Source organism: Nonomuraea sp. NPDC004186, from assembly GCF_053603495.1.
Genome location: NZ_JBSGFQ010000114.1, coordinates 13,325 through 40,037, shown reverse-complemented (window position 1 = coordinate 40,037; position 26,713 = coordinate 13,325). Strand labels below are relative to the sequence as shown.

Sequence of the window (26,713 nt, the reverse complement as noted above, 5' to 3'; positions counted from 1 at the left end):
CCCCTTGCCCTGTTGTTCGGTGTGGGGTTTTTCCAATACACCCCAGACAAACCCACGCACACCACCCGCCCGCCCCCCCGGGGGGGGAGCCGCGGCCGCGTGGACTACAGGCCGGGCTGGGTGGGCGGCGGATAGCCGGGACGCGGCGACGGCGTGCCGGTCCCCGGCAGCGGCGCATCGGGCCGGGGGACCGAGTCACCGGCGTGCTGGGGCGGCACGCTGCCGCGCCAGGCGCCGGTCTCGCTGCCGCGAGTCTCGATGTAGTCCTTGAAGCGGCGCAGGTCGCCCTGTACGCGCATGCGGACGATCTGGAGCCAGTCGCCGGCGGTCTCGACGAAGCCCTCGGGGTCGTACTCCATCTGGAGGGTGACGCGGGTGGTGGTGTCGTCGAGGCGGTGGAAGGTGACGACGCCGGCGTGGTGGGGCTTGTCGAGCGTGTGCCAGGCGACGCGCTCGTCGGGGTGCTGCTCGGTGATCTCGGTCTCGAACTCGCGCTTCACCCCGGCGATCTCGGCCAGCCAGGTGGCGCGGGTGTCGGTGTGCTGCTTGACCGACTCCACCCCTTCCATGAATTCGGGGAACGTCTCGAACTGCGTCCACTGGTTGTAGGCGACGCGGATCGGGACCTTGACGTCTAGGGAGTACTCGATCGTGCTCATGGCCTCGCCCCCTGCCCGCCCTGGATCGCGGCTAACGTCAACCGTTCGACGGTCACCGTTCGGCCATGCGGCCCTATGACGTCCAACGGAGAGGTCCCGAACCGTGCAAGCCGTGGTCATCAACCGCACCCTGAAGCCCTCGCCGAGGCCGTCCGGCCGGAGGCCGGTGTCCTGTCCTGGCGGAGGCGCTGCCGGAGTTCGTCCGGGACCCCGGCACGGCACCGTGAACGTTTACCGCGTACACCTCGGGTAGCCGAGTTTTCGACAAAATCAACGTATCGGGATCGGTGAGAACATGATCATCATCGGCATCATCCTGCTGCTCCTGGGATGGCTGCTCGGCATCTCGCTGCTCTACACGATCGGCGCCATCCTGCTCGTCATCGGCGTGATCCTGCTCGTCCTGGGCTCCATCGGCCGTCCGGTCGGCGGCCGGCGATATTGGTTCTGACCGCGGAACGCGCTTGATGATGGCCTCGGCGACGTCCTTGAGCTGTTCGAAGTCGGTGTGCGGCGGGATCGGCGGGATGTCGGGGTCGCAGTGGCCGTCCAGGACGACGGGCCGGTCGGCGGCCAGGGCACGGTCCCAGGCCGGGCCGATCGCCTCGGGCTTCTCGACCTCGATGCCCTCCAGGTCCAGCGAGCGGGCGAAGCCGGCATAGGACACGTCCGGCAGGGTCTGGGGCTCCTCGAACTTGGGCGCGCCGCCCATGGCCCGCAGTGTGCCGGGGCTGGACGAACCGCTGGCGGTCCTCGGCGCGTCCCAGCGCCGCGATGATCCCGTTGATGCCGTCGCCCGGATAGCCGAACAGGTGCTCCACATCCCACTGACGCCAGCGCAGGAGCAGATGATCGGCGACGGTAGGAGCCATGACCAGGCGCTCCAACTACCGGCAGGTGCCGATCGGCGTGGTGATCCCGCGCACCGTTGACGCGGCGGTGGAGGCGGTGGCCGTGTGCCGCCGGCACGACGTCGCGGTGTTCTCGCGCGGCGGCGGGACGAGCCTGGCCGGGCAGTGCTGCAACGCGGGCGTGGTGCTCGACTGGTCCAAGTACTGCCGCCGGCTGGTGCGGGTCGACCCGGAGCACCGGCGAGCGGTGGTCGAACCCGGGGCCTGCCTGGACGATCTCAACGCCGAGCTCTCCGGGTATCACCTGATGGTCGGGCCGAAGCCGTCCACGCATGACACGTGCACGATCGGCGGGATGATCGGCAACAACTCCTGCGGCGCGTCCGCCCAGGCGTACGGCAGGATGGCCGACTCGGTGGCGCGCATGGAGGTGCTGACCTACGACGGCACCCGGATGTGGGTCGGACCGACCGACCAGGAGGACTACGAACGCATCCTCGCCGAGACCGAGGGAGGCCGGCGGGCCGAGATCTACCGGGCGCTGCGCGAACTCGCCGACGAGAACCTGGCGCTCATCCGCACCCGATACCCGCACATCCCCCGGCGCGTCTCCGGCTACAACCTCGACTCCCTGCTGCCGGAGAACGGCTTCGACCTCGCCCGCGCGCTGGTCGGCAGCGAGTCGACGCTGGTCACCGTGCTGCAGGCGGAGATCGAGCTGGTGCCCGTACCCAAGTACCAGTCGCTGGTGGTCCTCGGCTTCGAGGACATCGCCGCCGCCGGCGACGCCGTCCCCGCCGTGGCCGAACACGGCCCGCTGGCTCTCGAAGGGCTCGACCACACCCTCATCGACCTGGCCCGCGCCGAGCACGTCGCCAAGCAGAGAGTGCTGCGGGAGCTGCCCGAAGGATCGGGGTGGCTGATGGTGCGCTTCGGCGGCGACACCCGCGAGCAGGCCGACGAACGCGCCGACCGCCAGCTGGAGGACATCCACCGCTTCGAGCACGATCCCCGCGTCGCCTATCTCGACGACCCGCAGGAGGAGGAGCGGCTGTGGAAGGTCCGCGAGGCCGGGCTCGGCGCGACCGCCTACCCGCCCGGCGGCCCCGACACCCACGAGGGCTGGGAGGACGCCGCAGTCCCGCCGCAGCGACTCGGCGACTACCTGCGTGACTTCCGCGCCCTGCTGGAGGAGTTCGGCTACGGATCGGCGTCGCTGTACGGCCACTTCGGCCAGGGCTGCGTGCACACCCGGATCGGCTTCGACCTGGAGGACCCCGAGGGCACGGCCACGTACCGGCGCTTCGTCGAGCGCGCCGCGCGGCTGGTCGCCTCCTACGGCGGGTCGTTGTCAGGCGAGCACGGGGACGGCCAGTCCCGCGCCGAACTGCTGCCGATCATGTTCGGCGAGGAGATCGTAAGGCTGTCACCCACGAGGAGAAGCACACGACGCGGGGCCGGGCCCGCCTGCTGATGGAGATGATGCGCGGCATGCCGGGCGGCGGCGAGGACGCCGTCATCACCGACGGCTGGCGTTCCGAGGACGTCCGCGAGGCCCTCGACCTGTGCCTGGCCTGCAAGGGATGCCGCGGCGACTGCCCGGTGAACGTGGACATGGCGACCTACAAGGCCGAGTTCCTGTCCCACCACTACCATCGCCGCCTGCGCCCGATGTCGCACTACTCCATGGGCTGGCTGCCACTGTGGGCGCGCCTGGCGTCGCTCGCGCCGGGCACGGTCAACGCCCTCGCCCACGCCCCACTCCTCGACCGGCTCGTCAAACGCGCCGGCGGCATCGACCAGCACCGCGAACTGCCCCGCTTCGCCCGAAAGCGCCTGACCGACGAGTTCAACGGGTCTCACGTCGACGGACCGCCGGTCCTGCTGTGGCCGGACACCTTCACCAACAACTTCCACCCCGAGATCGGCCGGGCCGCCATCCGCGTCCTGGAGTCGGCCGGCTTCCAGGTCCAGCTGCCACCGGTCCCGCTGTGCTGCGGGCTCACCTGGATCTCCACCGGACAGCTCGACATAGCCGAACGCGTGCTGCGCCGCACCCTCCGCGCCCTCGCTCCCCGGCTTCGCGCCGGGATCCCGGTGATCGGGCTGGAACCGAGCTGCACCGCCGTCTTCCGCGCCGACGCCCCGGAACTGCTGTCCGGCGACCCGGACGCCCGACGGCTGGCCGGGCAGACCCACTCGCTGGCCGAGTTCCTGCTCGACCGGGCGCCGCAGGCGATCACCGCGCCGCTGCCCGGGACAGGCCGTAAGGCCATCGCCCAGCCGCACTGCCACCAGCACGCCATCTGGGGGTTCGACGCCGACCAGGAGGTGCTGCGGCGCGCCGGCGTCCAGGCCGAGGTGCTGGACGTGGGCTGCTGCGGCCTGGCGGGGAACTTCGGCTTCGAACGCGGCCACTACGAGGTCTCCACCGGCGCCGCCGAGCTGGGGCTGTGGCCGGCGGTCCGGGAGGCCGACCCGGGCACGACCCTGCTGGCCGACGGCTTCTCCTGCCGTACCCAGATCGCCTCCGGCACCGGGGTCCAGGCCCGGCACCTGGCCGAACTGCTCGCGGAGCTGCTGCGACCGACTTCGCCGCGGGCCCCGGCCGGACCGGCGCGCGGGCCCCTCACGTGGCATGAACGACGAACGGTATCCGGCGCAGGTGCTGCGCGAGTACGCGCTCCTCGCCGACGGTGAGCGCGGTGCCGTCGTGGGCCCGCGCGGGGAGTTGTGCTGGATGTGCGCGCCGCTATGGGACAGCGACGCGATCTTCGCCTCGCTGATCGGCTACGCCTTCACGCCGCGGGAGCGCTTCGTGTGGAGCGGCGCCTACGAGCCGGGCTCGCTGATCTGGCGCAGCCGGTGGGTGACGACCACCGGGATCATCGAGTGCCGCGAGGCGCTCGCGTTCCCCGGCGAGCGCGGGCGCGCCGTGCTGCTTCGCCGGATCATCGCCCGGCACGGGGACGCGCGGGTGCAGGTCGTCTGCGACCCGCGACCCGGGTTCGGCGCGTGCCGGCCGCGCTTCCGCGGTGCGTGGGAGGCGGACGGGCAAGGTCTGTGGTTCCGCTGGACCGGCGCCGAAAAGGCGAGGCCCGGGCACGGTCTGGAGCTGGAGCTCACCGTCCCCGCCGGGGAGCACCACGACCTGGTCCTGGAGATCGCCGACCGCCCGCCGCGCGGCGGGCCGCCCGACGCCGGCCGCGCCTGGCACGCCACCGAGCAGGCGTGGGGCCGCGCGATGCCGCGCCTGCACACCATCGCCGACCGGGACGCCCACCACGCCTACGCCGTCATGCGCGGCCTGACCGGCGCGGGCGGCGGCATGGTGGCCGCGGCCACCACCAGCCTGCCCGAACGCAGCGAGGCCGACCGCAACTACGACTACCGGTACGTCTGGATCCGCGACCAGTGCTACGCGGGCCTGGCGTCGGCCGCCGCCGGGGCCTATCCGCTCCTGGACGACGCGGTGCGCTTCGTGGGCGCGCGGCTGCTGGAGGACGGGCCGCATCTCAAACCCGCCTACACCGGCACGGGCGGACCGGTGCCCGAGCAGCGCCGCCTGGACCTGCCCGGCTACCCGGGCGGCTACGACCTGGCCGGCAACCGGGTGACCCACCAGTTCCAGCTGGACTCCTTCGGCGACGCCCTGCTGCTGTTCGCCGCCGCGGACCGGCACGACCGGCTCGACGCCGACGGCCGCCGCGCGCTGCGTACCGCGGTGGCGGCCGTCGAGGAACGCCGGCGGGACCCGGACGCGGGCATCTGGGAGCTGGACGACCGCGCCTGGACGCACAGCCGCCTGAACTGCGCGGCCGGGCTGCGTGCCGTCGGGGAGAACGCGCCGTCCCCGCCGGCGACCCGCGCAGCAAGCGCACGCTGAACGCGTACCTGGCCGCCCTCACCGAAGACGGGTACGCCTACCGGTTCCGGCACGACGACCGGCCGCTCGGGGAGACCGAAGGCGCGTTCCTGCTCTGCGGATTCCTCGTCGCGCTCGCCGCCCACCAGCAGGGCGACGTGCCGACCGCGCTGCGCTGGTTCGAGCGCAACCGCGCCGCGTGCGGCCCGGCGGGCCTGCCGGCCGAGGAGTACGACGTGACGCAGCGGCAGATGCGCGGCAACCTCCCGCAGGCCTTCGTCCACGCGCTGCTCCTCGAATGCGCCGCCCGCCTGAACGAGTGAGACGGCCTTTACCTCATCGGGGGTTACCGGATCGGCCGGCGGGCAGCGGACCGGCGAGAGGGGCCGCTGATGAGCGAGGTGTGGTGGATCGTAGGACGCGGGCTGCTCGGCGGCCTGCTCGTGATGGTCTTCGCGGTGATCGGCGAGATGCTGACGCCCAAGCGGTTCGCCGGCATCTTCGCCGCCGCCCCCGCCGTGGCCCTGGCCGGGATGACCATCACCGTGCTGCACGAGGGCGAACATCAGCTCGACGAGTCCGCGCTCGGCATGATCGCCGGATCGGTCGCGCTGGTGGCCTACTGCGCGGCGGCCGTGCCGCTCGTACGCCACCTGGGCGCCTTCGCGGGCTCGCTGACGGCGCTCGTGGTGTGGGCGGCCGTCGCCGGCGCGGGCTGGGCGCTGATCACATGAACGCGATCCGGCTGCAGCCGGCCAAGCTGCGGGACACGCCGGTAGGCGGGATGGTGGTGCGCTTCGCCTTCGGGGCGATCGTCTCCGTGGCCGCCGGCCTGGTCGGGCTGCGCTGGGGACCCGTGGCGGGGGGAGTGTTCCTGGCCTTTCCCGCCATCCTCGCGGCCACGCTGACCCTCATCGAGGAGGAGGAGCATCGGCGCGACCCGGCCGCCCAGGACGCCCGCGGCGCGGTGCTGGGCGCGACGGGCATGATCGCCTTCGCCGCGTGCGTGTGGGGGCTGGCGACCTGGCTGCCCGCTCCGCTCGTCCTGGCGGTGGCCACCGTGGCCTGGGCGGTCGTCGCGGGTCTGCTGTACCTGGCGTTCGGCGCCCGCCGCGGCCGATGAGCCGTCAGCCGGACGTGGGAGCGGCCGGGCCGTCCGCCGGCCAGGCCGCCCCATGTTCAGCGGGTGTTCAGCAGGGTGTCCAGGTGACTTTCAGCTGGCCCTCCAGCGACCCCCACTGGCCCGACTGACTGCACCCGAACCAGCGCTGTCCGACGAGCGTGTCCCCGGCGTAGTAACTGAGGACCGTGAGGTTGTCGCCTCCCGGTGGAGGCGGCGGAATGGCATGAGCCGGCGTCGAGCCGACGGCGAGCATGGCGGCGATCATCGTCGCCGCGACAATCCCCTGCTTAACTCTCACGAAGGTCCCTCCAGGAGCACGTGAACTTCAAGCAACGCGACCGAACTTTATTCTCTCCGGATCACGTGCCCTGTCAACATCATTGCGCCGGCGTCCCGTACACGCTGACCTCGGTGAGGTGGAACGACAGGTTGGCGGTGTTGTGCGTGCCGGTCACCCGTACGTACCGGGCCTTCGCCTCGGTGGTCATCGTGTCCCCGGCGTCGGTCGCGGCCCGGGGGCCGCGGCGTCCTCCGAGGGTGTACCAGGTGACGCCGTCGAGGCTGCCCTCCAGCCGGTACTCGTAGTAGCGCCCGCCCCCGACGTAGTTGCGCACGTTGACGCGCGAGACGTCGTCGACCGTCCCGAGATCGACCTGCCACCAGGTCGTGTCCCAGGTCATCTGGCTGGCGAAGTACGGCGAGTTGGCCCGGCTGCCGTCGTTCGCGTGCTCGGGGCCCCGGTTCGGCTCCCAGCTCAGCGCCGTGACCGGCTTGCGGAGGCTCTGCAGGGTGTCCTGCGCGCCGTCGCGGGCGGTCGACGGGGCCGACGCGGGATCGGTCAGCACGGCGATCGCCTGCTGACCGGTGTCCCGGTTGGCCGCGCTGGTGAACAGCCCGGCGTCGAGCGCGGCGGCGGCGCCCGGGACGCGGGCCGCCCCGATCACCGCCCAGTTCCTGCCGTCGCCGCTGCACGACCCGGTGAGCCGGTCGCCGGACCTGCCGACGCGCACGTGTACGGGCGGCGCGAACCCGCCCACCTCGGCGTACGAGTCGAGCTGCCCGTTGCCGTCGGAATCCCAGCTGAACACGCAGCCGTGGCCGGGTGTGACGGCGATGTTCGCGTAGCCGGTGGACCCGGGGGTGGCCAGGTCGTCGCTCACCACCAGCCCGGACCGGGTCCAGTCCGACGCGCCGTCCTGGCGCAGCACCGTGCTGACGAGCTGCTGCCCGTCGGCCAGGGCGTCCGCGCGGTAGGCGGTGGCCAGCTCGTTGGACTCCCGCCACAGGTCCGCGCCGCCCGCCGCGATCGCGATCCCGTCGCCGGTGGCAGCGAACTCGGCCTGCGTGTTGCTCATCGTCCGGTACGACGCGGGCGCGGCTCCGGCGACCAGCAGGCGGGTCGAGGCCGTGTCCCGCTGTTCGGCGTCGTCGGAGCGCCAGGAGGCGGTGGCGTCCAGCGCCGGGGTACCGCCCGGGGCCTCGCCGGCGGGAACGGTCACCGTCCACGTCGCGGTGAGCTTGTCGCGCGGTGCGACGTGGTCGGCGCGGGTCGGCGAGGTCGCCCGCACCTGGTATCCGCGCGGGGCGCTGAGCTGGAGCGTCACCCGGCCGGTGGGCCGCAGCGTGTTGTCGTTGGTGAACACGGCGGTGACCTGTACGGCCCCGCCCGGCTTGACGCCCTTGCGGTCGGCCCCGACGGTCACCGCGCCGTCGGGCGTCGCGGCCACCCGGCTCGCCTCGGTGTAGGCGTCGCCGCGCGGCTCGGAGGCGAGCTTGGTGCCGGCCTTGGCCCAGTCCTGGGCGACGGCCATCCAGTCGATCGGCTCGGGATAGTCCTTGCCCGAGCGCAGCGCGGTCTTCAGGCTGTCGAAGAACAGCTGCCACCGCTTGGCGTAGTACTGCCCGACGAGACCGTTCATCTCCCTGCGGGCGTAGTCCTGCAGGCGGGCGCCGGAGGCCCAGAGCGTGACCAGCGACTTGAGGTTGTAGTCGAGGGTCGCCGCCTCGGCCGGGGTGGCGGCCTGCCGTCGGGCCTCCTTCTGCCATGCGCCGAGCAGGAAGTTCTCGTCGGTGCCGAGCAGCCGGTCCATCAGCCGCATCCGGTCCATCCACTGGCCGGTGAGGCGCTCGAAGCGGTCGAGATCCTTGGCGCGGTAGGCGGCGCGGATCTTGGGCAGCTGCAGCCGGCTGTGGTTGGCCAGCACCTGCCGTGCGACGTCGACGAGGTCGTAGCGGTAGGCGCCTGAGCCGCGCAGGCGCCGGTCGACCTGGAGCAGCTCGTCGAGCGCCTTGTCGAAGGCGGCGATGTCGTACTGCAGCGGGTAGCCGGTGTTCGCCAGGCCGGGCTCGTCGTCGTACAGGCCGGTGACGTGCCGGCTGTCGGCGCCGGCGGGCCAGCTGTAGACGGTGTCGAGCAGGATCCGCCAGGCCGCCTTGGCGTGCGGATCGTCGCCGCCGTACCGGGCGGTGGCGTAGTCGTCGAACCACTGCCGCATGTCGACCGGGCCGTCCTGCCACGGCAGGTCGGCGAAGAACGCGACCGCGGCCGGGTTGTTGTCGATGGCCTCCGGCATCAGCGCGATGCCGTTCATCGCCGTGCCGGACTTGCCGCGCCAGGCGTGGAACTTCTGGTTCCACAGCGTCAGGCGGGCGCCGAGGTTGAAGTGGCCGCCGAAGTTCCAGATGGTGCCGAACGCGTACCCGGTGCCGAGGAAGTCCTTGTCCCGGTCGGTGATGCCGGATTCCTCGCTGATGCCGTCGACGATGAACATCTTGGTCCGGTCGATGGCCTGGAGCGTCGCCGGGAGCGGGTTGCTCTGCCAGCCCAGGATCGTCCAGAGCGCGCCGGGGTGGGCATCGTTCAGTGCCCGCTGCACCGCCTGCGACGCCTGCGCGACGTTGACCGTGCCGGCCGTGCCGCCCTCGTGCAGCAGGTCCATCTTGTACATCGTGCTGGGCCCGAACAGCTCGGTCTGCACCCGGTAGAACGTGGCCGCGACGCGCGCGAAGACCGGATCGGTCGGGTCGAGCCAGTGGGGGCGTTCGAGCTGGTTCCAGGTGCCCTGCGGGACGGTGTTGGCGCCGGGGTTGCGGACCTTGAAGTCGGTCGGCACGGTGCCGAAATAGCCGGGCAGCACGGGGACCATGCCCAGGGAACGCAGGCGGTCGGCCATCTTGCGGCCGAGTTCGATGCGCCGGTCGATGAGTTGCTGGGAGATCGGGCTGTCGGTGCAGCACATGTTCTGCAGCAGCCACCAGGACTGGTGGCCCGGCTGCGGGATCCACTCGCGCATCTGCTGGTCGGAGTAGCCGAACTCCATGAAGGTGCGCTGGTAGACCGCCTCCTGGCCCTCGTAGACGAGCACCTCGTTGATGCCGTGCAGCGCGAGGACGTCGATCCGCCGCTGCCACTCCGGCCAGCTCAGATACGCCCCCGCATAGCCCTGGTTGGTGTCGTTGAGGGCGAACCGATGGTCCACCGAGGAGTCCTTGGCGATGGGAGCCGCGGGCAGCGGGAGGCGCTGGGGCAGGTCCACCTGGGAGCCGTTGATCGAGACGTCGGCGTGCGCCACCTGGCGCAGGTAGCGGCCGAAGCCGGTCAGCTGCACCGCGGGCGTCGTGCCGGCGACGACGAGGCGGCCGTTCTCGCCGTACACCTCGAACCGGTCCCGGCCCGTGCCCTTGTCGATCGCGCGCAGAGTGACCTGCCTGGCGCGCGAGGTCCCGATCAGCCGTTCCAGGGCCTGCGCCGCCGGGCCGTCGAGCCGGGCGGACGCCTCCTGCGCGGGGGTGCCGGCCGCCGCCGCGGGCTGGGCGGCGAACGGGACGGCGAGCATCGTGAGCAGGACGGCGAGCGCCGCCAGGAGCGGTCGCCGTCGGCGCGGTAACGGGGCGGCGGAGATCTGCGGTGTCATGGGGGGCGGCCACCTCCGGGAGGGCGAACCTATTATGTAAAGACTTTTCGTAAGGTCTCTGCGAAATATACTCAGCCGGAGACGACAGAAGGTCAAGAGGGGCGTTGATGACGGAGGAGCGGCCGGCGGGCACACCGGTCCTGCGGAGGATGAACCGGGCCGCGGTGCTCGACGCGGTCCGGCGGCGCGCGCCGGAGCCCGTACGGGTGGCCGAACTCGCCCGGCTGACCGAGCTCACCCGCCCGACGGTCGCCCAGGCGGTGGAGGACCTGCTGGCCGCCGGCTGGCTGCGGCAGGTCGCGCCGCAGCAGGCCACGGTGGGCAGACCGGCCACGCGGTTCTCGCTGAACGGCCGGGCGGCGCCCGTTCTCGCCCTGGACGTCGGCCCGCACACCGTGACGGCGGGGATCGCCGACCTGGCCGGCGAGCGCCTCGCGCTGATCCGCCGGCCGGTCGGCCGTCGTGGTGCCCGGCACCTGCTCGAGGCGGTCGACGAGGCGACGGGCGCGGCTCTGGCGGCGGCCGGACTGGCCGCCGAGCAGATCGCGGCGGTCACCGCGGCGACCCCGGGCATCGTCGAGGTGGCCACCGGCCGGGTGCTGTTCGCCCCGAGCGTGCCGGGCTGGCCGGAGATCGACCTCGCCGGCCGCCTGCGCGCTCGTTTCAGGTGCGCGGTCACGGTGGAGAACGACGCGAACCTGGCCGCGCTGGCGGCCGTCCGCCAGCACACCGGCGCGGGCACCCTGCTCGCGGTTCAGTGGGGCGAGCGGCTCGGAGCCGGGGTCGTCATCGACGGGCGGCTGCACCGGGGCGCGGGCCAGGCCGGCGAGATCGGCTTCATCCGTCCGATCGGCGACCTCCCCGACCCGGCCGGGGACGGCCGCGGGCCGCTGGAGCGCGCGATCGGCGCCGAGGCGATCGTCGATCTCGCCCGCCGCCGCGCCGCGGGCCAGCCGGAGTCCGGGCTCGCCCGCGCGACGGACGCGGCCGCCGTCTTCGCCGCCGCCGCCGACGGCGACCCGATGGCCGTGGAGGTCGTCGACCGGGTCGCCGCCGTCTTCGCCGAGGCGATCGCCCCCGCCGTCCTCGTGCTGTCGCCGCACGCGATCGTGATCGGCGGCGGCATCGCCCGCGCCGGCGCGGTCCTACTGGACGCCATCGCACGGCACCTCGAGGACCTGACCCTCACCCCGCCGAGCGTGGAGCTGTCGGAGCTGGCCGAGGGCACCGTGCTCACGGGCGCGATCCAGCTGGCCCTGGACGAGGTGTGGCGCGACACCCTGGCCGGCTGCTGACCTCGCGGTCAGCAGGACAGCGCCGCGCGCACCGCCTTGGCGCGTTCCTCGGTGAAGACCCCGGTGTCGAGCAGGTCGAGGATCGACAGGACGCGGCCGCCCGAGGCCCAGCTGCCGTCCTCGATCACCCGGAAGTTCACCCACCACGCCGGGGACGGGGCCGGCAGGCCGCACGCCTCGGCCAGCGCCGCCAGGATGCGTTCGATGGCCTCGGCGCGCACCTCGCGCCGCCAGTCGGCGTCCATGACCGCCACGTCGACGACCATCACGTCCTGCTCGGCGTCGGCGAGCAGGGTGCCGCCGATCGCCATCATGTCGGGTGCGCGCTCCACGAAGTGGACCTGGAAGCCCACCCGGGCGGCCGGCGCGAGCTGCCCGATCTCCGGCACCAGGACCGCGTCGGTCAGCGTCCGGGCCAGCGCGCGCCGCTGCTCGACGCTGAGCCGTCCCTGCGGCGCGGTCACCGTGATCACTGTCATCGTTTCCTCCTGTGACGGTCGTCCCCAAAGGGCGAAACAGGCCCGCAGCTCCGGGGGCAGGGCCGCGGGGTCGGGTTGGAAGATCTCCAGCAGGAGCCGGTCAGGGCCTTCCGCCATGGCGTAGCGGGCGGTAGGTTCGCGGCGGATGCCGGTGACCGGGACGCGACGTTGCGGGCGCCGGCGAAGACGTCGTCGTGGACCACTCGGGCGCCGAAGCCGTCGCGCCAGAAGGCGATGGTGGCGTCGATGTCGCCGGCCATCAGATGGGCGTGGTGCAGGTTGATCATGGTGTGGGCCCGTTTCCGGTCGGGAGCGGGTCGCGGGCCAGGACGAGTTTGGTGGTGCGGGCGGCATAGGCCGTGGGGGCGTCGTCCCAGTCCGCGAGCAGGGTGATGACGCGTTCGGCGGGGAAGCCGGTGCGGTGGACGAACTCCAGGAGGTCGGGCAGGGTGGCGCGGGCGTGGGAGACGCCTACCCGGAGGGTGGTGTCGGTGGCGTACATGCGCATGAGGGGGACGCGGGTGCCGGTCGCCAGGTAGTAGCCCACCGCGGTGCACACGCCGCCGGGAGCCGTCGCGGCGAGCGCCTGGCGCAGGCCCAGGGCTCGCGAGGTGGCCTCGACGACGATGTCGTACGTGTCACGGACGGGGCCCGACAGTGGACGGGCCTCGGCGCCGAAGGATTCGGCGATCTGGCGCCGCCCGGGGGCGTCGTCGAGGTAGTGGACGGTCGCGGCGCCGTGGGCGACGGCGAGCCCGGCGCCGTACAGACCGATGCTCTTGGCGCCGCCGCCGAGGATGAGCACCTTCGCGCCTTCGCGGCGGGCGAGCGGCGGGACGACCGTCCGCCAGGCGTCGGCGAGGTTGTCGCTCGCCGCGGCGACGCGAAGCGGCGGTACGCCGTCCGGGACGGGGACGAGCATGTGGTCGGCGTGGGGGACGCGGATCCGGTCGGTGACCATGCCGCCCCACGGGCCGCTGGCGGGGCCGAAGCCATAGGCGGCGAGGGTGCCTCGGGTGCCTCGGGTGGTGGTGGCGCATTTGGAGGTGAGCCCGGCCAGGCAGCGGGGGCAGGTGCCGCAGGAGACCGCCCAGGGGACGACGACGGTCTGGCCGATCCGGATCCGCCGCACGCCGGACCCGACGGCGACCACTTCGGCGACGCACTCGTGACCGATCGGGAAGGGCCCCTGGAAGGGGACCTTCCCGCAGATGGAAGCCACGATCGGGTCCACCAGGCCGAGCGCCATCCCCGCCTGCAGCGCTCGTGAGACCGGCCGGTGGATCGGGAGGGTGTCGCCGTCGCAGCGGCCCGCCAGGAACGGGCGGACGACGGCGTCGCCCGGCTCGGCCGGTCGAGGTGCGGCACGTTCGCGCCAGGCGAGGCGGCCGCTGCGCAGGAAGACGAGTTCGCGCACGCTGCCGGAGGTCATCGCCGCGCTCGCGGACCGACCGACGTACCCGCGGCCTCACGCATCCGTGGCGTCCTCGACCAGGCCGCTCTTGCGCCGGTCCGACAGCGCCCCCTCCGGGACGGTGACGTCGACGCGGAAGCGCGGCAGGTCGTCCTCGGGGGCCGTCAGCCCGGCCCGCGCGGGCGGCTCGGTCAGGTAGCTCCACGCCTGGGCGCGGAAGAACGCCGTGTCCGGGGCGCCCTCCCAGCGCAGCAGCGCCCGCGCGAGCTCCCGCTGGACCTCTGCCCGGCCCTGGTCGGTCAGCGCCCCGGACGGGGCGGTGAGCTGGATCATCGGCATGAGACCCCTCCTGGGATGACGAGTTATGACGATCGTTATAACCGCTGCTCACGGTAGGCTATAACGCACGTCATAATCAACCTGGGGTACTACATGGCACAGCGGGAACCGCGGTCACGGGAGCGGATCATCTTCGGCGCGGCCGACCTGATCCGGCGGCGCGGCCTGGCCGGGAGCACGGTCCGGGATCTGGCCGCGCACTCCGGCGCGCCCCTCGGCTCCACCTACCACTACTTCCCGCGCGGCAAGCAGCAACTGGCCGCCGAGGCGGTCCGGTTCGCCGGCGACCTGGTCACGCGGGTCCTGGAGCGGGAGCTTCAGGCCGGCCCGGCGGCCGGTCTGCGCGCGTTCCTGACCTTGTGGCGGCAGACCGTCCTCGACAGCGACTTCCGCGCAGGCTGCCCCGTCCTGGCCGTCGCGGTCGAAGAACCTCCCGCCGACGGCCCTCCCGAGGCGATCGACGCGGCCGCCGAGGTGTTCGGCACGTGGGAACGGATGCTCGCCGCGTCACTGCGCGACCACGGCGCCGGCCAGGCCCAGGCCGCCCAGCTGGCCACCCTGATCGTGGCGGCGACGGAGGGCACGGTGGCGATGTGCCGCGCCCAACGCGACATCCGTCCCCTCGACGACGTCACCGCCCAGCTCGAAGCACTGGTCCGGCACGCGACCAGCGATCCTTGTCACTCTGGCGAGCGAACGACCTACCGCGAGTGACGATAGTTCTGGGATGCTTCGCCCTGGTACGAGCACGTCGCGGTCACGGTGGAGGCGGACACATTGCGGCTGAACGGAGACGAAGGACTTGGCGCGCGATTCCGGGTGGAGCGGGGGGCGACCGTCGCCGAGGGCAGGGCCGAGGTGCTGTTCGCCCATGACGAGGAGCTGGACCTCCCCGTCGTGCTCAAACGCACCCATTCGGGTGAGGCCCGCGCTCTCGCCAAGCTCGTCCATCCCCACATCGTCACCGTCCACGACGTCCTGACCGTGGACGACGGTCCTCGGGCCGGCACCTGGCTGGTCATGGAGCGGGTGCCGGCCGGAAGCCTGTCGGGCAGGAGGTTCTCACCCCAGGAGGCGGCCCGCATCGGCGCGCAGATCGCCGACGCGCTGACGGCACTGCACCGCAAGGGGCTGATCCATTGCGACGTGAAGCCCGCCAACATCGTCATGGACGCCGAGGGGTCGGCGAAACTGGCCGACTTCGACGCCGCGCGGCGGATCGGGGGCGTGGAGACGATCTCGCCCGAGCGCCCGATCTCCTACACGCCCGACTACGCCGGACCCGAGCTCATCGGCGGCCGCCCGGCCCCGGCCTCCGACGTGTTCTCGCTCGGCGCCACCGTCTACGCGCTGGTCGCCGGGAATCCCCCTCGCCCCTGGGCCCACGGCGAAGGAGACGAGCGCGTCCCCGACGACGACCGGCGAATGGCGGGATGGGCGGCACACCACGGCGTCATCGAGATGAGCGCGGACATCGGGCCGCTGCGTCCGGTGCTGACGGCGATGCTCCAGAGCGAGCCGGGCAGGCGGCCGGCCGCGGCCGGAGCCCGCGACGCGCTGCGCGACATCGCCGACCCGCCCCCGCTGTGGCGGCGGACCCGCGATGCCGCCAGGCGCCGGTGGCCGGCGCTCACCGCGGGGGCGGCCGCCCTGGCGCTGGCCGCGACCGGGACCGCCTGGCTCGCCGACCGCGACGATCGTTCCACCGCTCCCCCGCCGGTCTCTGTGCCCCGGACGTCCGGCTCGCCCCGCGAAAAGGCGGGGATCGTCGTGTCCAAAGGCCCCTCGACGACCTATGGCAGTTGCCGGAAGAACTGCGCCTTCGTCGAGTTCCGGGCCACCGGCCTCAAGCCGAACACGAAGTACGTCTTCCGGCCGTACACCGACAACTGGGGGGCGTTCAACCCTGGAGCGACGCTCACCAGCGACGAGAACGGCGAGCAGCACACCGACGACCGGTTCCCGTGCAACGCGACCGGCCAGAAGGTGTGGATCGTCGCCGAAGGGCCGGACGGGGAACGAGTCGTGTCGAACAGGTTCACCTGGCCGGCCGGATGATCACGGGGCGCTCAGCCCTCCTGCTCGGTGGGGCGCACCAGCAATTCGTTGATCGCGACGCGCCGGGGCCTGGTCACGATGTAGCTGATCGCGTCGGCGATGTCCTCGGCCCGCATGCGCTCCACGGAGGAGAACCGCTGGTTGATCTGCTCCTGGATCTGCGGGCGGTTGTGGCCGGTCAGCTCGGTCTCCACCGCTCCGGGCTCGACCAGCGACACCCGGACGTGCCGCCCGGCGAACTCCTGGCGCAGCGACTCGCTGAAAGCCCCCACGCCGTGCTTGGTGAGGTTGTAGACCCCGCTGCCGCTGCGCGCCACCCGCCCGGCCACCGAGCTGATGTTCACCATGTCGGCCACCTGGCGGGGGCCGTCGGCGGCGGCCCGTACCAGGTAGGGCAGCGCGGCGTGCGCGCAGTAGAGCACGCCGAGCACGTTGACCTGCACCATGCGCTGCCACTCTTCGAGCGGCGCGTCGGCGGCCGGGCCGAGCAGCATCACCCCGGCATTGTTGACCAGGGTGTCCAGCCGTCCGAGCTCGGTCGCGGTGCGCTCCACGACCTCCTTGGCCTGCCGTTCGTCGCCGACGTCGGCCACGAGCGTCAGCGCGGTCCCGCCCTGGCCGCGGATCTGGTCGGCCAGCTCCTCCAGGCGGTCGGCCCGCCTGGCCACCAGCGCCACGGTGGCTCCCTGGGCGGCCAGCGCCAGCCCGGTCGCGGCCCCGATGCCGCTCGACGCTCCCGTGATCAGCGCCACGGTGCCGTTCAGCCGATCCGCCATGGAAGCCCTCCGTCAGCCACGTTCGTGATTCACCTCGCAGATTACTCCGCCGCCCGCCGGACCCGGTCTCGGGGCGGCGCGGCTCGCGTGAGGCCCCGGACCTGCGACGAGGCGGGGCCTCGCACCCGTCAGGAGCGGGCGCGCTCCTCGACGAGCTGGAGGGCGACGTCGATGATCATGTCCTCCTGGCCGCCGACGTAGCCGGCCTCGCCGACCCGCTGCAGGATCTCGTGGGCCGGTACGCCGTACCGCTCGGCGGCGCGCTCGGCGTGCAGCAGGAAGCTGGAGTACACCCCCGCGTACCCCTGCGTGATCGCCGATCGGTCGGCGAACGGCAGGCGGTTCAGGAACGGCCTGACCACGTCCTCGGCGGCGGCCAGCGCGCCCTGCACGTTCACCCCGGTCGGGATGCCGAGCCTTTCGAAGGTGGCGACCAGCACCTCGGTGGGCGAGTTGCCCGCACCTGCGCCCAGCGCGCACAGCGCGCCGTCGATCTGGCGGGCGCCGTTCTGGGTGGCCAGCACCGAGTTGGCGACGCCGAGCGAGAGGTTCTGGTGGCCGTGGAAGCCGACCTCCGCCTGGTGGCCGATCTCGCCGACCAGCGCGCTGACGCGGGCCTGGGCCTCGCCGAGCACGAGGGCGCCGGCCGAGTCGACCACGTAGACGCACTGCGCGCCGCCGTCCACCATGATCCGGGCCTGCGCGGCCAGCTCGGCCGGGCCGATGCGGTGCGACAGCATGAGGAAGCCCACCGTCTCCATGCCCAGCTCGCGGGCGGCGGCGAAGTGCTGCAGCGACACGTCGGCCTCGGTGCAGTGGGTGGCGATCCGCGCCACGGAGGCCCCCGCGCCGTGGGCCTTGCGCAGGTCCTCGACCGTGCCGAGGCCGGGCAGCAGCAGGACGGCGATCTTCGCGCTCTCCGCCTCGTCCACGGCGGCGGCGACGAGCGTGATGTCGTCCTCCAGCGAGAACCCGTAGTTGAACGACGAGCCGCCCAGCCCGTCGCCGTGGGTGACCTCGATGACCTCCACCCCGGCGCCGTCCAGGGCGTGCACGACGCCGCGTACCTGCTCCTCGGTGAAGCGGTGGGCCATCGCGTGGCTGCCGTCGCGCAGGGTGGAGTCGGTGATCCTGATCTTGCCGGTCATGCGCCCACCTTCGCGAGTCGCTCGCCGACGCGGGCGGCCGCGGCGGTCATGATGTCGAGGTTGCCGGCCCACGGCGGCAGGTAGTCGCCGTTGCCGCGGACCTCGAGGAAGACGGCGACGCGGGCCATGCCGTTCCAGATGTCGCGCGGCGGGTCGAACTGCGGCTCGGCCCGCAGGGTGTAGCCGGGCACGTACGCGGCCACCTCGGCCGCCATCGCCTCGATCGACGCGCCGATCGCGGCGGTGTCGGCGTCGGCGGGGATCGCGCAGAACACCGTGTCCCGCATGATCATCGGCGGGGTGACGGGGTTGAGGATGATGATCGCCTTACCCTTGGCGGCGCCGCCGACCGTCTCGATGGCGCGCGCGGTGGTCTGGGTGAACTCGTCGATGTTGGCCCGCGTGCCCGGGCCGGCCGAGCGGGAGGCGATGGAGGCGACGATCTCGGCGTACGCCACCGGGACCACGCGGGAGACGGCGTGCACGATCGGGATCGTCGCCTGCCCGCCGCACGTGATCATGTTGAGGTTGGGCGCGTCCGACAGTGTGTCCAGGTTGACCGGCGGGCACACGAACGGGCCCACGGCGGCGGGGGTGAGGTCGATCGCGGTGATCCCCGCCTCGGCGTAGCGGGGGGCGTTGGCCGCGTGCGCCTTGGCGGAGGTGGCCTCGAAGACCAGGTCGGGCAGGGTGTCCTGGGCCAGCAGCCAGTCCACGCCGCCCGCCGAGGCCTCGACGCCGAGCGAACGGGCCCGGGCCAGGCCGTCCGAGCCCGGATCCACGCCCACCATGGAGTGGACCTCGACGGCCTCGCTGCGCAGCAGCTTGACCAGCAGGTCGGTGCCGATGTTGCCGGGGCCGACGATGGCCGCCGTCAGTCTGCTCACGACGCCTGCCTGAAGTTCGCGGTGACCGTGCCGAGCCCGGCGAACGTGGCCGTCACGATGTCCCCCTGCTCGACGGGGATGGCCGCGGTGACCGAGCCGGGGAGCACGACGTGTCCGGCCTCCAGCGCCACCTTGCGCTCGCCGAGGACGTTCGCCAGCCACACCAGCGCGTTCAGCGGAGATCCGAGTACGGCGCCGCCGGCGCCCGTCTGGACCAGCTCGCCGTTGCGGTGCAGCAGGCAGCCGGTCAGCGCCAGATCGGCGTCCGCGAGCGGCGTCGGCCGGGTGCCGAGCACGAACCCGCCGCTGGAGGCGTTGTCGGCGATGGTGTCCGCCAGCGTGATCTTCCAGTCCGCGATGCGCGAGTCGATGATCTCCAGGGCCGGCAGCACGAAGTCCACCGCGGCCGCCGCCGTCGCGGCCGTGACGCCCGGGCCTGCCAGCGGTCTCTTGAGGACGAAGGCGATCTCCGGCTCGATGCGCGGCTGCAGGAAGCGCGCGGCGTCGATGGGGGCGCCGTCCATGTACGCCATGCCGTCGAGCAGGTGACCGTAGTCGGGCTGGTCCACGCCGAGCTGGCGGCGCATCACCGCCGAGGTCAGGCCGACCTTGTGCCCCACGATCCGGGCGCCGCCCGCCTGCCACGCCTCCACCTGCGCGAGCTGGATCTCGTACGCATCAGAAACCGACATGTCCGCGTATGTCGTGGTGAGCGGCGCGATCGGGGTCCGCGTGGCGTACGCATCCAGCAGCCCGGTCACGGCGTCACCTGTGGAACGAGGGTCCATCGTGATCCTTCCGTTGTTCTCCCGGGCAGACCTTGCTGCTCGAAGGCGACGCCGGGCAAGCGAACCGTCCCGCCAGGCGGGCCGGGGGAACAACGGGCCGCGCGTCCTGTCGCGGCTTCGCGCGCACAGCGCGGGGGTGTCCTTGATGAGGCGGGTCGTCGCGAGGGTGCCGGCGGGGTCCTGGTGATAGAGCTCGATGACGGCGTCCAGCGCCCGCCGCAGCGCCGTCCAGTCGTCCTCGCCGGCGGGGCGGGCGCGCAGGGCGGCAGCGACTGTCGGCCTCATCGGCAGCGGCATGATCGGCGGCACGGTGGCCCGCCTCGCCGTCGCCGCCGGCATCGACGTCGTCCTCAGCAACTCGCGCGGGCCGGAATCTCTCGCCGACCTCGTCGCCGAGCTCGGCGAGCACGCGACCGCGGCCACGCCCGCCGAGGCCGCCCGCGCCGGCGACCTGGTGGTGGCCACCATCTCCTTGCACGCCTACGGCCGGCTCCCGGCCGCGGATCTGGCCGGCAAGACCGTCATCGACACGATGAACTACTATCCCGACCGCGACATCCCGGAGCTGAGCGGCGGGACGCTGACCTCCACCGCCCTGGTGCAGCGGCACCTGGCCGGCGCCCACGTGGTCAAGGCGTTCGACAACATCGACTTCCACCGCCTGCTCACCATCGCCCGCCCCGCCGGCGCACCCGACCGCAGCGCCCTGCCGATCGCGGGTGACGACGAAGGCGCCAAGGCGCAGGTGGCGGGGCTCCTGGACGCGCTCGGCCATGACGCGGCGGACATCGGCAGCATCGCCGACAGCTGGCGCGTCCAGCCCGGCACCCCCGTCTACGTCCAGCCGTACTTCCCGCCGCAGCGACCCGAGGGGCTGGACTTCGAAGAGTCGTACCGCTGGTTCGTGGACACCCCCGGAGTTCCGGTGCCCGCCGACCAGGTCAAGAAGCTGGCCGACCAGGCCGTCCTCTAGCGCTTCGTGCTGACGCGCGGCCCGTTGTACTCGGCGTCGGTGACGTGGTCCAGCCAGGCGGCGTCGTCGCCTTCCCACATCGCGAGGTGGATCATGAACCGGTCCGGGGCGGCGCCGTGCCAGTGCTCCTCGCCCGGCGGCGTGTGGACGATGTCGCCGGGATGGGCCTCGATGATCTCGCCGCCACGCGACTGGATCAGCGCGACGCCCTCGACGATGTAGAGCGTCTGGCCCAGGCCGTGCGAGTGCCAGGCGGTACGGGCTCCGGGCGCGAACCTGACCATGTTCGCCCGCGCGCGGGAGGGGTCCTCGCCCCGGTAGATCACGTCGGCCCAGGCGTCGCCGGTGAACCACTCGGCGGGCAGCTTGACGGTCGGCGGCTGCTTCACGATCTTCATGGATGTCTCCGTCCGCGAGGTGTCAGACAGCCGTCCGGGTCGACGATGGCCTGCGCGCCTGACGGCTGCGTGTCCTGTGCCATGCGTGATCGTCCTTTCGGCGGTTCAGCGGGTGGCCGCCGACGGGGAACGCGCCCCGGCAGCGGCTCATCGCCCATGAAACACCTGGTCAAGCGCGTGTGACAGGACCTGGTGTGACACGTACCCGCAGAACACCCTCTGTCGAGAGGTCAGGAATTCGTGACCTTGCGCAGCTGTTCCAGCGCGTCCGGATCGCTCAGCGCCGATCCCACGGCCACTCCCCTGCAGCCCGCGGCCAGGAAGGCGGCCGCGTTGCCGGCGTCGACACCTCCCGTGGCGACGAAACGGACGACGGGAAACGGCGCGAGCTGCGCCTTGATCCAGTCGGGCCCGAGCTGCGCGGCGGGGAACGCCTTCAGCCAGGTGAACCCGTGACCGAGGGCGGTGGCGATCTCCGTGGACGTGGCCACGCCCGGCAGGTGCGGCAGCCCGAGCCGCAGCGTCTCCGCCACGACCTCGGGGTGGAGTCCGGGCGCGACGGTGAAGGCGGCGCCCAGGTCGCTGACGGCGGTCAGCTGCTCGGCCGTGGTGACCGTACCCGCTCCGACGCTCTTGCCGTTGGCCCGGGCGGCGTCCAGCGCCGCGCGCAGGGACGGCAGCGCGTCGGGCGTCTGCACGGGCACCTCGATGAGCTCGACGCCGAACGCCCAGGCGCGCTCGCACATGGCCACGGTGGCCACGGGGTCGAGGTGGCGGAAGATGCCCAGAATCGGGCAGCTCCCGAGGTGTGTGTCGAAGAAGTCAGCGGCGTCCATAGCGGTCTCCTCCCCAGCCCAGACTCTTGGAGATCTCGTGGGCCGCGTCGCGCAGGTCGTCGACGTACGCGCGCAGCTCTTCCACTGGTACGACCGCCCGCAGCGCGGTGATCGAGATGGCGTGCGTGACCTTGCCCCGGGCGTCGAAGACCGGCAGCGCCACGCAGTTGATGTAGTCCTCGTGCTCGCCGTCGTCCTCGGCCCAGCCCCGTTCCCTGGTCAGGGCGAGCTCGGCCGCGAGCGCCTCGGCGGTGGTGATCGTCGTGGGGGTGAAGCGGGTGAACGTGATGCGCTCCATGACCCGCGCCCAGGTCGTGGCGTCCTGGTAGGCGAAGATGACCTTGGCGACGGCGGCGGTGTGCGGCTGGGCGGGCAGCCCGATGCGCGAGCCCATGGCCACGGTGCCCCGGCCGTCGATCTTGTCCACGTAGATGACCTGGTCCCCGGCCAGCTCTCCCAGATGGACCGTCTGGCCGTAGCGCTCGCTCAGGCCGTGCAGGATCGGGTGCGCGAGCGAGCGGGCCTCGACCTGGTCCAGCGCGAGCTGGCCGAGCGCGATGAGCTGGAAGCCCATGCCGTACATGCCGCCGGGGACGCGCCGTACGAAACCGCCTTCCTCCAGCGTCTGCAGCAGGCGCAGCGCGGTGGACTTGTGCACGCCGAGGTGATCGGCGATCTCGCCGAGCGTGCGGTGACGTACGGAGACGAACCCGACGATGTCAATGGCCCGCGCGACGGTCTGCGACATGCTGGTGTCCTCCTTGTCCGAGCAGCGAGACGATCTCACCGGCGGGAGGAAGATCGGCCATGTCGGCCGGGGACGTCAGGACACGGGAAGCCGCGTAGTGTCCCAGCCGCAGGCGGGTGAGCTCGTCCCGGCCGTCGAGGAACCCGCTCAGCCAGCCGGCCGCGAAGGCGTCCCCCGCGCCGACGGCGTCGAGCACCTCGACCGGCGTCGACGGCGCCCGATGGACGCCCTCCGGGGTGAAGGCGACCGCCTCGATCGCGGCGTCCTTGACGATCAGGTACGGGGGCCGGTCGATGAGCCGGCGCACGCTCTCGGCGTCGGAGGTCCCCCACAGCGCCGCCGCCTCGTCGCGCCCGACGAAGACGATGTCGGCGCGCTGGGCGAGCTCCAGGAGCACGGCCGGGGCGTCGCCGTCCTTCCACAGGCTCGGCCGGTGGTTGACGTCGAAGCTGACCGTGGCCGGTCCGAGCGGCCGGTCGAACACGATGTGCCTGGTCAGCTCCAGGCACTGCGGGGAGATGGCCGCGGTGATGCCGGAGATGTGCGTGATCCTGGACGGCCGGGCGGCCCAGCCCGCGACCTCGGCCACGGTCATGGCCGAGGCGGCCGAGCCGCGCCGGTAGTAGTAGACGCGGGTGCCGGAGGCGGTCGGGTCCTTGAAGTACACGGCGGTGGGCCGCTCGTCGTCGCGGCGGACCAGATCGACGTCCACGCCGTGGCCGCGCAGCGCGTCGAGGACCAGGTCGCCGAGGGGGTCGCGGCCGACGGCGCTCGCCCAGGCCGTGGCGTGGCCGAGCCGGGCCAGCAGCGCGGCGACGTTCGACTCCGCGCCGCCGGGGCGCAGGATGAACGCGCTGTCCGCGTCGAGGCGGCCGCCCGCCGTCGGGGTGACCATGACCATGGTCTCGCCGATCGCGAGCACGTCTGCGGGTCTCATCGGCCGCTCACCCTCCGCGGGCGCCGGCGTCCGAGGACCTGCCCGTCCGAGGGTTCCGTGATCGGGCCGGCCTGCTGAGCGATCCGATCCACCGCCGCCCACGTGACCACGCGCATGAGAGCACTCCTTCATTGCAAATACCGCAACGCCTATGCTGCATTTGCAATATAGCGGATAGCCCCGTTCTCGAGCCGGCCGACCGGGCCTGACACCCCTCAAGCGGCGCCGGGGTCGTCGAGCGCCTTGACGGCGGCCCCCTGGAGGTAGGCCCGGTAGGTGTCGAGCAGCGGGTCGCCGGTCCCGGCCATCCACGCGAGCAGGTCCTGCCGCGCCGCGTCGAGGTCCTTCCGGCGATCCGGGTCGCCGGACAGGTCGGCCAGCGAATGCGGGTCGGCGTGCAGGTCGTAGAGCTCCTCGGGCGCCCGGTGCCGGTAGAAACGGGCGCGCTCGGCGAGCCGCTCGTCGCCGGAGGCGGCGGCGAGCATCGCGGGCCAGGTGCGTCCCATCATGTTCTCGGCCCGGTACTCCCGGGTGCCGTCGGACCACTCGTTCCAGATGTAGCCGAAGCGGTCGTCCTGCCGGCACCGCATCTCGTACCGGCCCTTCGCCGCCGTCTCGTGGAACACGGTGAACACCGCGTCCCGCCCGTCCTGGGGCTCCCCGCGCAGCAGCGGGAGCAGGGTCCGCCCGTCCAGCCCGGCCGGTCCGGGCAGGCCCGCCGCCGCGCAGAACGTGGGGAACAGGTCGATCGTCGACACGAACGCGGTGTTCTCGCGCCCGCCCGGGCGGGTCACCCCGGGCCAGCGGACGATCAGCGGGGTCCGACTGCTCTGCAGGTAGCAGTTCGCCTTGGCGAACGGCACGGCGATCCCGTTGTCCGACAGGAACACCACCAGGGTGTCCCCCGCGGCGCCGCTCTCGTCCAGCGCGCGCAGCACCTCGGCGACGACGTCGTCGCAGCGGCGGGACGAGCTCAAGTACTCGCGGTACTCCCGCGCCACCTCCGGCAGGTCGGGGAGGAACCCGGGCACCCCTCCGACGTCGTCCGCCGGCCCGAAGACCTTCGACGGGGCCGGGTAGGAGGCCCTGGCCTCGGCCGGGAACCGGTCCAGCTCGTCCTGGCTGCCGGAGTACGGCCGGTGCGGGTCGTGCGCGTTGGCCATGAGGAACCAGGGCCGCCCCTGCGCGGCCGCCTCCTCCATGAACCGCCGCGACGCCTCGCCGTAGGCGCGCGGATCGCGTCCCATCCCCAGCTCGCGCATGCCGAGCGCGTAGTCCCAGCCGAACGCCTCCACCGGCTGCAGATGCTCCACCTTGCCGAGGATGCCCGACATGTACCCGGCCTCGCGCAGGACCCGGGTGAGCACCGGCACTCCGTCGGCGATCGGCTCGAAGCCCTGCGCGCCGTTGCGGTGCGGCAGGCGACCGGTCATGATCGCGGACCGGCTAGGCTGGCACACCGCGATGGCCACGTGCGCGCGGCCGAAGGTCATCCCCTCGGCGGCGAGCCGGTCCAGGGTGGGGGTCACCTCCGCCGGGCCGCCGAAGCAGCCCGGGGTGTCGCCGCCCATGTCGTCCGCGGTGATCAACAGGATGTTCGGTGGCATGCGATCTCCTCAGCGGCCGTTCATGTCAAGGGTGGCGCGGACGGCCATCAGGAGCCCTTGCGGCCGGCCGCGGCGATTCTGCGTTTCCACGCGGCGTGCCGCTCGGGCGTCCAGGCGGCCTCCGTGGCGTGCCACGAGACCGGCGTGGCGCCGGTGGCGGTGGACAGTCGCTCCGCCAGGTCGTCCGCGAGGTGGGCGCGGCCGGTGGCGCGCAGGTGCTCCATGTAGCGGACCGGGTCGTTGTAGTAGGTCGGCCCGACCTGCAGCGTCGCCTGCATGGGGTCGGGCAGCGCGCCCGGCCGGCCCGCGTAGGTGTGCCACCATTCCGACAGGTGCGTACGCATCTGCGCCGCCAGCTCCGGCTCCTTCTCGATCAGGTCGGTGGTGAGGTGCGGGTCGGCGGTGACGTTGAAGAGCTGCTCCCACTCGGCGCGGAAGCTGCCCGGATGGTAGGTCCGCATGTAGAGGTGGTCGCGGGTGCGGACCGCCCGCTGGTAGGTGTGGGCCCCGTGGCCGAGCACCAGGTACGGGCGCGACGGGATCTCGGACCCGCGTACCGCGTCGGCGAACGAGTCGCCCTGCCACCCGTCCGGGGCCGGGATGTCCAGCAGGTCGCAGAGCGTGGGGGCGAGGTCGATGTTGTACAGCAGGGCGTCGCAGCGGCGCGCGTCCTCGGGCAGGTCGTCGGTGACGCCCGGCCAGTAGACGACCAGCGGCACCCGGTGGACCGGCTCGTTGGCGTGCCCGTGCTCGGCGTAGGAGCCGTTCTCGCCGAAGGACTCCCCGTGGTCGGCGCTCACGATGATCGCGGTCTCGCCGGCGATGCCGAGCTCCTCCAGCGTGGCCAGCAGCTCCCCGAACAGGCTGTCCCAGTACATGATCGTGCCGTCGAACCCGTTGATGAGGTGCTCGAAGTCGGCTCGGGTGCGGATGGCCTCCGGCATGTTGTGCGGGACCGGGGAGCTGCGCGGCAGGACCGAGTAGTGCAGGTCGAGGGCGCTGCGCGGCCCGTAGACCTCCGCGTGGCCGTCGATGGCGTCCTGGTCGGGCCAGGCCGGGGGCGGCCCGGAGGCGGCCGCCTGCTCGGTCCAGCCCGGCTCGGTCAGGTACGGCGTGTGCGGCTCCCAGTAGGTCAGGTGCAGGTACCAGTCGTCCTCGTGCGCGTGCCGGCGGATCCAGTCCAGCCCGACCCGGTTGATGTCGCGCCCGTCCTCGTCGTTGATCTCGTTGCTGGCCCGGATCGATTCGCGGAAGTTGCCCAGGAAGTAGTAGGCCCGGTGCCGCTCGGCGAACATCGACACGGCGGCCGTGTAGTAGCCGTGCTCGCCCAGCCGCTGGCCGAGCAGCGGGCGTTCGGGATGGTTGCCGTGGCCCGAGTCGAGCCGGTACCTGGCGGCCTCGCCGAAGTGCCCGACGACGCCGTTCGTGATGCCGAACTGCCCGCTGGTCAGCGCGGTGCGCGAGGGCAGGCAGGGCGAGTCGGAGCAGTAGTAACGCTCGAACACCACACCCTTGTCGGCCAGGGCCTGCAGGTTCGGCGTGGTCGGCCGCTGGTAGCCGTAGGGCTGCGTGTGGTCGGCTCGGAGCGTGTCGACGTCGATGTAGATGACGCGCATGG

General features: G+C 72.6%; 25 protein-coding genes and 1 pseudogene. 9 read left to right on the top strand and 17 right to left on the bottom strand.

All coding sequences use genetic code 11. The features are described 5' to 3' along the window. Positions 1 to 104: 104 nt before the first annotated feature. A complete protein-coding gene (locus ACWEPL_RS52770) occupies positions 105 to 659 on the bottom strand; it encodes an SRPBCC family protein (protein ID WP_363975026.1) in 555 nt (184 codons plus the stop codon). 73 nt (positions 660 to 732) lie between these two features. Beyond that, positions 733 to 1,371 (bottom strand): hypothetical protein, encoded by a 639-nt coding sequence (locus ACWEPL_RS52765; protein WP_452440917.1) that lies wholly within the window; start codon positions 1,369 to 1,371, stop codon positions 733 to 735. Positions 1,372 to 1,541: 170 nt separating this feature from the next. Between ACWEPL_RS52765 and ACWEPL_RS52760 the strand changes: the two are divergent. The 5 genes and pseudogenes from ACWEPL_RS52760 to ACWEPL_RS52740 all read left to right on the top strand — a co-directional run. Beyond that, a pseudogene (locus ACWEPL_RS52760) lies at positions 1,542 to 4,210 on the top strand (FAD-binding and (Fe-S)-binding domain-containing protein); the annotation flags it as partial. Beyond that, complete coding sequence (locus ACWEPL_RS52755) at positions 4,149 to 5,396, top strand: glycoside hydrolase family 15 protein (protein ID WP_452440916.1); 1,248 nt, start codon at positions 4,149 to 4,151, stop codon at positions 5,394 to 5,396. The pseudogene ACWEPL_RS52760 and the gene ACWEPL_RS52755, both read left to right, overlap by 62 nt. Then, on the top strand, positions 5,279 to 5,698 hold the full coding sequence (locus ACWEPL_RS52750; RefSeq protein ID WP_452440918.1) for a glycoside hydrolase family 15 protein: 420 nt from the start codon (positions 5,279 to 5,281) through the stop codon (positions 5,696 to 5,698). The genes ACWEPL_RS52755 and ACWEPL_RS52750 overlap by 118 nt, the downstream gene beginning before the upstream one ends. A gap of 69 nt (positions 5,699 to 5,767) precedes the next feature. Then, complete coding sequence (locus tag ACWEPL_RS52745) at positions 5,768 to 6,109, top strand: DUF3147 family protein (RefSeq protein ID WP_363975011.1); 342 nt, start codon at positions 5,768 to 5,770, stop codon at positions 6,107 to 6,109. Continuing rightward, complete coding sequence (locus ACWEPL_RS52740; RefSeq protein WP_452440915.1) at positions 6,106 to 6,498, top strand: DUF3147 family protein; 393 nt, start codon at positions 6,106 to 6,108, stop codon at positions 6,496 to 6,498. The genes ACWEPL_RS52745 and ACWEPL_RS52740 overlap by 4 nt, the downstream gene beginning before the upstream one ends. A gap of 67 nt (positions 6,499 to 6,565) precedes the next feature. On the opposite strand, the gene ACWEPL_RS52735 is transcribed toward ACWEPL_RS52740, so the two are convergent. Continuing rightward, complete coding sequence (locus ACWEPL_RS52735; protein WP_350735747.1) at positions 6,566 to 6,796, bottom strand: hypothetical protein; 231 nt, start codon at positions 6,794 to 6,796, stop codon at positions 6,566 to 6,568. Between the two features lie 79 nt (positions 6,797 to 6,875). Next, a complete protein-coding gene (locus ACWEPL_RS52730) occupies positions 6,876 to 10,412 on the bottom strand; it encodes an alpha-N-acetylglucosaminidase TIM-barrel domain-containing protein (RefSeq protein WP_452440914.1) in 3,537 nt (1,178 codons plus the stop codon). A gap of 107 nt (positions 10,413 to 10,519) precedes the next feature. Between ACWEPL_RS52730 and ACWEPL_RS52725 the strand changes: the two genes are divergently transcribed. Beyond that, on the top strand, positions 10,520 to 11,707 hold the full coding sequence (locus ACWEPL_RS52725) for an ROK family transcriptional regulator (RefSeq protein WP_355199908.1): 1,188 nt from the start codon (positions 10,520 to 10,522) through the stop codon (positions 11,705 to 11,707). An 8-nt stretch (positions 11,708 to 11,715) separates the two neighbouring features. On the opposite strand, the gene ACWEPL_RS52720 is transcribed toward ACWEPL_RS52725, so the two are convergent. The 3 genes from ACWEPL_RS52720 to ACWEPL_RS52710 form a co-directional block, all read right to left on the bottom strand. Continuing rightward, positions 11,716 to 12,186, bottom strand: coding sequence for a tautomerase family protein (locus ACWEPL_RS52720; RefSeq protein WP_452440912.1), 471 nt, complete (start codon positions 12,184 to 12,186; stop codon positions 11,716 to 11,718). A 283-nt stretch (positions 12,187 to 12,469) separates the two neighbouring features. Next, a complete protein-coding gene (locus ACWEPL_RS52715; RefSeq protein ID WP_452440911.1) occupies positions 12,470 to 13,618 on the bottom strand; it encodes a zinc-dependent alcohol dehydrogenase in 1,149 nt (382 codons plus the stop codon). Positions 13,619 to 13,654: 36 nt separating this feature from the next. Next, positions 13,655 to 13,939 carry a hypothetical protein gene (locus ACWEPL_RS52710; protein WP_452440910.1) on the bottom strand — a complete coding sequence of 95 codons (285 nt, stop codon included), beginning with the start codon at positions 13,937 to 13,939 and terminating at the stop codon, positions 13,655 to 13,657. Between the two features lie 93 nt (positions 13,940 to 14,032). Here ACWEPL_RS52710 and ACWEPL_RS52705 point away from each other — a divergent pair, with 93 nt between their 5' ends. After that, on the top strand, positions 14,033 to 14,653 hold the full coding sequence (locus tag ACWEPL_RS52705) for a TetR/AcrR family transcriptional regulator (protein WP_452440909.1): 621 nt from the start codon (positions 14,033 to 14,035) through the stop codon (positions 14,651 to 14,653). A 63-nt stretch (positions 14,654 to 14,716) separates the two neighbouring features. Continuing rightward, on the top strand, positions 14,717 to 15,997 hold the full coding sequence (locus tag ACWEPL_RS52700) for a serine/threonine-protein kinase (protein ID WP_452440907.1): 1,281 nt from the start codon (positions 14,717 to 14,719) through the stop codon (positions 15,995 to 15,997). Positions 15,998 to 16,008: 11 nt separating this feature from the next. Here the strand turns inward: ACWEPL_RS52700 and ACWEPL_RS52695 are convergent, their stop codons facing one another. The 4 genes from ACWEPL_RS52695 to ACWEPL_RS52680 form a co-directional block, all read right to left on the bottom strand. Next, positions 16,009 to 16,773 carry an SDR family NAD(P)-dependent oxidoreductase gene (locus tag ACWEPL_RS52695; RefSeq protein ID WP_363974984.1) on the bottom strand — a complete coding sequence of 255 codons (765 nt, stop codon included), beginning with the start codon at positions 16,771 to 16,773 and terminating at the stop codon, positions 16,009 to 16,011. 128 nt (positions 16,774 to 16,901) lie between these two features. After that, complete coding sequence (dmpG, locus tag ACWEPL_RS52690; RefSeq protein WP_452440906.1) at positions 16,902 to 17,921, bottom strand: 4-hydroxy-2-oxovalerate aldolase; 1,020 nt, start codon at positions 17,919 to 17,921, stop codon at positions 16,902 to 16,904. Then, positions 17,918 to 18,808 carry an acetaldehyde dehydrogenase (acetylating) gene (locus ACWEPL_RS52685; RefSeq protein WP_452440905.1) on the bottom strand — a complete coding sequence of 297 codons (891 nt, stop codon included), beginning with the start codon at positions 18,806 to 18,808 and terminating at the stop codon, positions 17,918 to 17,920. Before ACWEPL_RS52685 ends, dmpG begins: the two co-directional genes overlap by 4 nt. Further along, entirely contained in the window at positions 18,805 to 19,881 is a 1,077-nt protein-coding gene (locus ACWEPL_RS52680; protein ID WP_452440903.1) for a 2-keto-4-pentenoate hydratase, read from the bottom strand. Before ACWEPL_RS52680 ends, ACWEPL_RS52685 begins: the two co-directional genes overlap by 4 nt. Positions 19,882 to 19,891: 10 nt before the next feature. Between ACWEPL_RS52680 and ACWEPL_RS52675 the strand changes: the two genes are divergently transcribed. Next, a complete protein-coding gene (locus ACWEPL_RS52675) occupies positions 19,892 to 20,569 on the top strand; it encodes an NADPH-dependent F420 reductase (protein WP_452440902.1) in 678 nt (225 codons plus the stop codon). Here ACWEPL_RS52675 and ACWEPL_RS52670 read toward each other — a convergent pair. The 6 genes from ACWEPL_RS52670 to ACWEPL_RS52645 form a co-directional block, all read right to left on the bottom strand. Continuing rightward, a complete protein-coding gene (locus tag ACWEPL_RS52670) occupies positions 20,566 to 20,967 on the bottom strand; it encodes a (R)-mandelonitrile lyase (protein ID WP_363974969.1) in 402 nt (133 codons plus the stop codon). The genes ACWEPL_RS52675 and ACWEPL_RS52670 overlap by 4 nt on opposite strands. 230 nt (positions 20,968 to 21,197) lie before the next feature. Further along, positions 21,198 to 21,803 (bottom strand): bifunctional 4-hydroxy-2-oxoglutarate aldolase/2-dehydro-3-deoxy-phosphogluconate aldolase, encoded by a 606-nt coding sequence (locus tag ACWEPL_RS52665; RefSeq protein ID WP_452440901.1) that lies wholly within the window; start codon positions 21,801 to 21,803, stop codon positions 21,198 to 21,200. Then, positions 21,790 to 22,551, bottom strand: a complete 762-nt coding sequence (locus ACWEPL_RS52660) for an IclR family transcriptional regulator (RefSeq protein ID WP_452440900.1) — start codon at positions 22,549 to 22,551, stop codon at positions 21,790 to 21,792. Before ACWEPL_RS52660 ends, ACWEPL_RS52665 begins: the two co-directional genes overlap by 14 nt. After that, positions 22,523 to 23,488: a sugar kinase gene (locus ACWEPL_RS52655; RefSeq protein WP_363974960.1), complete on the bottom strand. Its 966-nt coding sequence runs from the start codon at positions 23,486 to 23,488 to the stop codon at positions 22,523 to 22,525. The genes ACWEPL_RS52660 and ACWEPL_RS52655 overlap by 29 nt, the downstream gene beginning before the upstream one ends. 215 nt (positions 23,489 to 23,703) lie before the next feature. Next, the gene (locus ACWEPL_RS52650) at positions 23,704 to 25,095 is read right to left on the bottom strand and encodes a sulfatase family protein (protein WP_452440899.1); all 1,392 of its coding nucleotides are present in this window, start codon (positions 25,093 to 25,095) and stop codon (positions 23,704 to 23,706) included. A 47-nt stretch (positions 25,096 to 25,142) separates the two neighbouring features. Beyond that, entirely contained in the window at positions 25,143 to 26,711 is a 1,569-nt protein-coding gene (locus ACWEPL_RS52645; protein ID WP_452440898.1) for a sulfatase family protein, read from the bottom strand. Positions 26,712 to 26,713 lie beyond the last annotated feature (2 nt).

Coding starts and splice junctions, on each gene's coding strand:
- ACWEPL_RS52770 (WP_363975026.1), bottom strand. CDS start 659: ATGAGCACGATCGAGTACTCCCTAGACGTCAAGGTCCCGATCCGCGTC.
- ACWEPL_RS52765 (WP_452440917.1), bottom strand. CDS start 1,371: ATGGGCGGCGCGCCCAAGTTCGAGGAGCCCCAGACCCTGCCGGACGTG.
- ACWEPL_RS52755 (WP_452440916.1), top strand. CDS start 4,149: ATGAACGACGAACGGTATCCGGCGCAGGTGCTGCGCGAGTACGCGCTC.
- ACWEPL_RS52745 (WP_363975011.1), top strand. CDS start 5,768: ATGAGCGAGGTGTGGTGGATCGTAGGACGCGGGCTGCTCGGCGGCCTG.
- ACWEPL_RS52740 (WP_452440915.1), top strand. CDS start 6,106: ATGAACGCGATCCGGCTGCAGCCGGCCAAGCTGCGGGACACGCCGGTA.
- ACWEPL_RS52730 (WP_452440914.1), bottom strand. CDS start 10,412: ATGACACCGCAGATCTCCGCCGCCCCGTTACCGCGCCGACGGCGACCG.
- ACWEPL_RS52725 (WP_355199908.1), top strand. CDS start 10,520: ATGACGGAGGAGCGGCCGGCGGGCACACCGGTCCTGCGGAGGATGAAC.
- ACWEPL_RS52720 (WP_452440912.1), bottom strand. CDS start 12,186: ATGACAGTGATCACGGTGACCGCGCCGCAGGGACGGCTCAGCGTCGAG.
- ACWEPL_RS52715 (WP_452440911.1), bottom strand. CDS start 13,618: ATGACCTCCGGCAGCGTGCGCGAACTCGTCTTCCTGCGCAGCGGCCGC.
- ACWEPL_RS52710 (WP_452440910.1), bottom strand. CDS start 13,939: ATGCCGATGATCCAGCTCACCGCCCCGTCCGGGGCGCTGACCGACCAG.
- ACWEPL_RS52705 (WP_452440909.1), top strand. CDS start 14,033: ATGGCACAGCGGGAACCGCGGTCACGGGAGCGGATCATCTTCGGCGCG.
- ACWEPL_RS52695 (WP_363974984.1), bottom strand. CDS start 16,773: ATGGCGGATCGGCTGAACGGCACCGTGGCGCTGATCACGGGAGCGTCG.
- dmpG (WP_452440906.1), bottom strand. CDS start 17,921: ATGACCGGCAAGATCAGGATCACCGACTCCACCCTGCGCGACGGCAGC.
- ACWEPL_RS52680 (WP_452440903.1), bottom strand. CDS start 19,881: ATGAGGCCGACAGTCGCTGCCGCCCTGCGCGCCCGCCCCGCCGGCGAG.
- ACWEPL_RS52675 (WP_452440902.1), top strand. CDS start 19,892: ATGATCGGCGGCACGGTGGCCCGCCTCGCCGTCGCCGCCGGCATCGAC.
- ACWEPL_RS52670 (WP_363974969.1), bottom strand. CDS start 20,967: ATGAAGATCGTGAAGCAGCCGCCGACCGTCAAGCTGCCCGCCGAGTGG.
- ACWEPL_RS52665 (WP_452440901.1), bottom strand. CDS start 21,803: ATGGACGCCGCTGACTTCTTCGACACACACCTCGGGAGCTGCCCGATT.
- ACWEPL_RS52660 (WP_452440900.1), bottom strand. CDS start 22,551: ATGTCGCAGACCGTCGCGCGGGCCATTGACATCGTCGGGTTCGTCTCC.
- ACWEPL_RS52655 (WP_363974960.1), bottom strand. CDS start 23,488: ATGAGACCCGCAGACGTGCTCGCGATCGGCGAGACCATGGTCATGGTC.
- ACWEPL_RS52650 (WP_452440899.1), bottom strand. CDS start 25,095: ATGCCACCGAACATCCTGTTGATCACCGCGGACGACATGGGCGGCGAC.
- ACWEPL_RS52645 (WP_452440898.1), bottom strand. CDS start 26,711: ATGCGCGTCATCTACATCGACGTCGACACGCTCCGAGCCGACCACACG.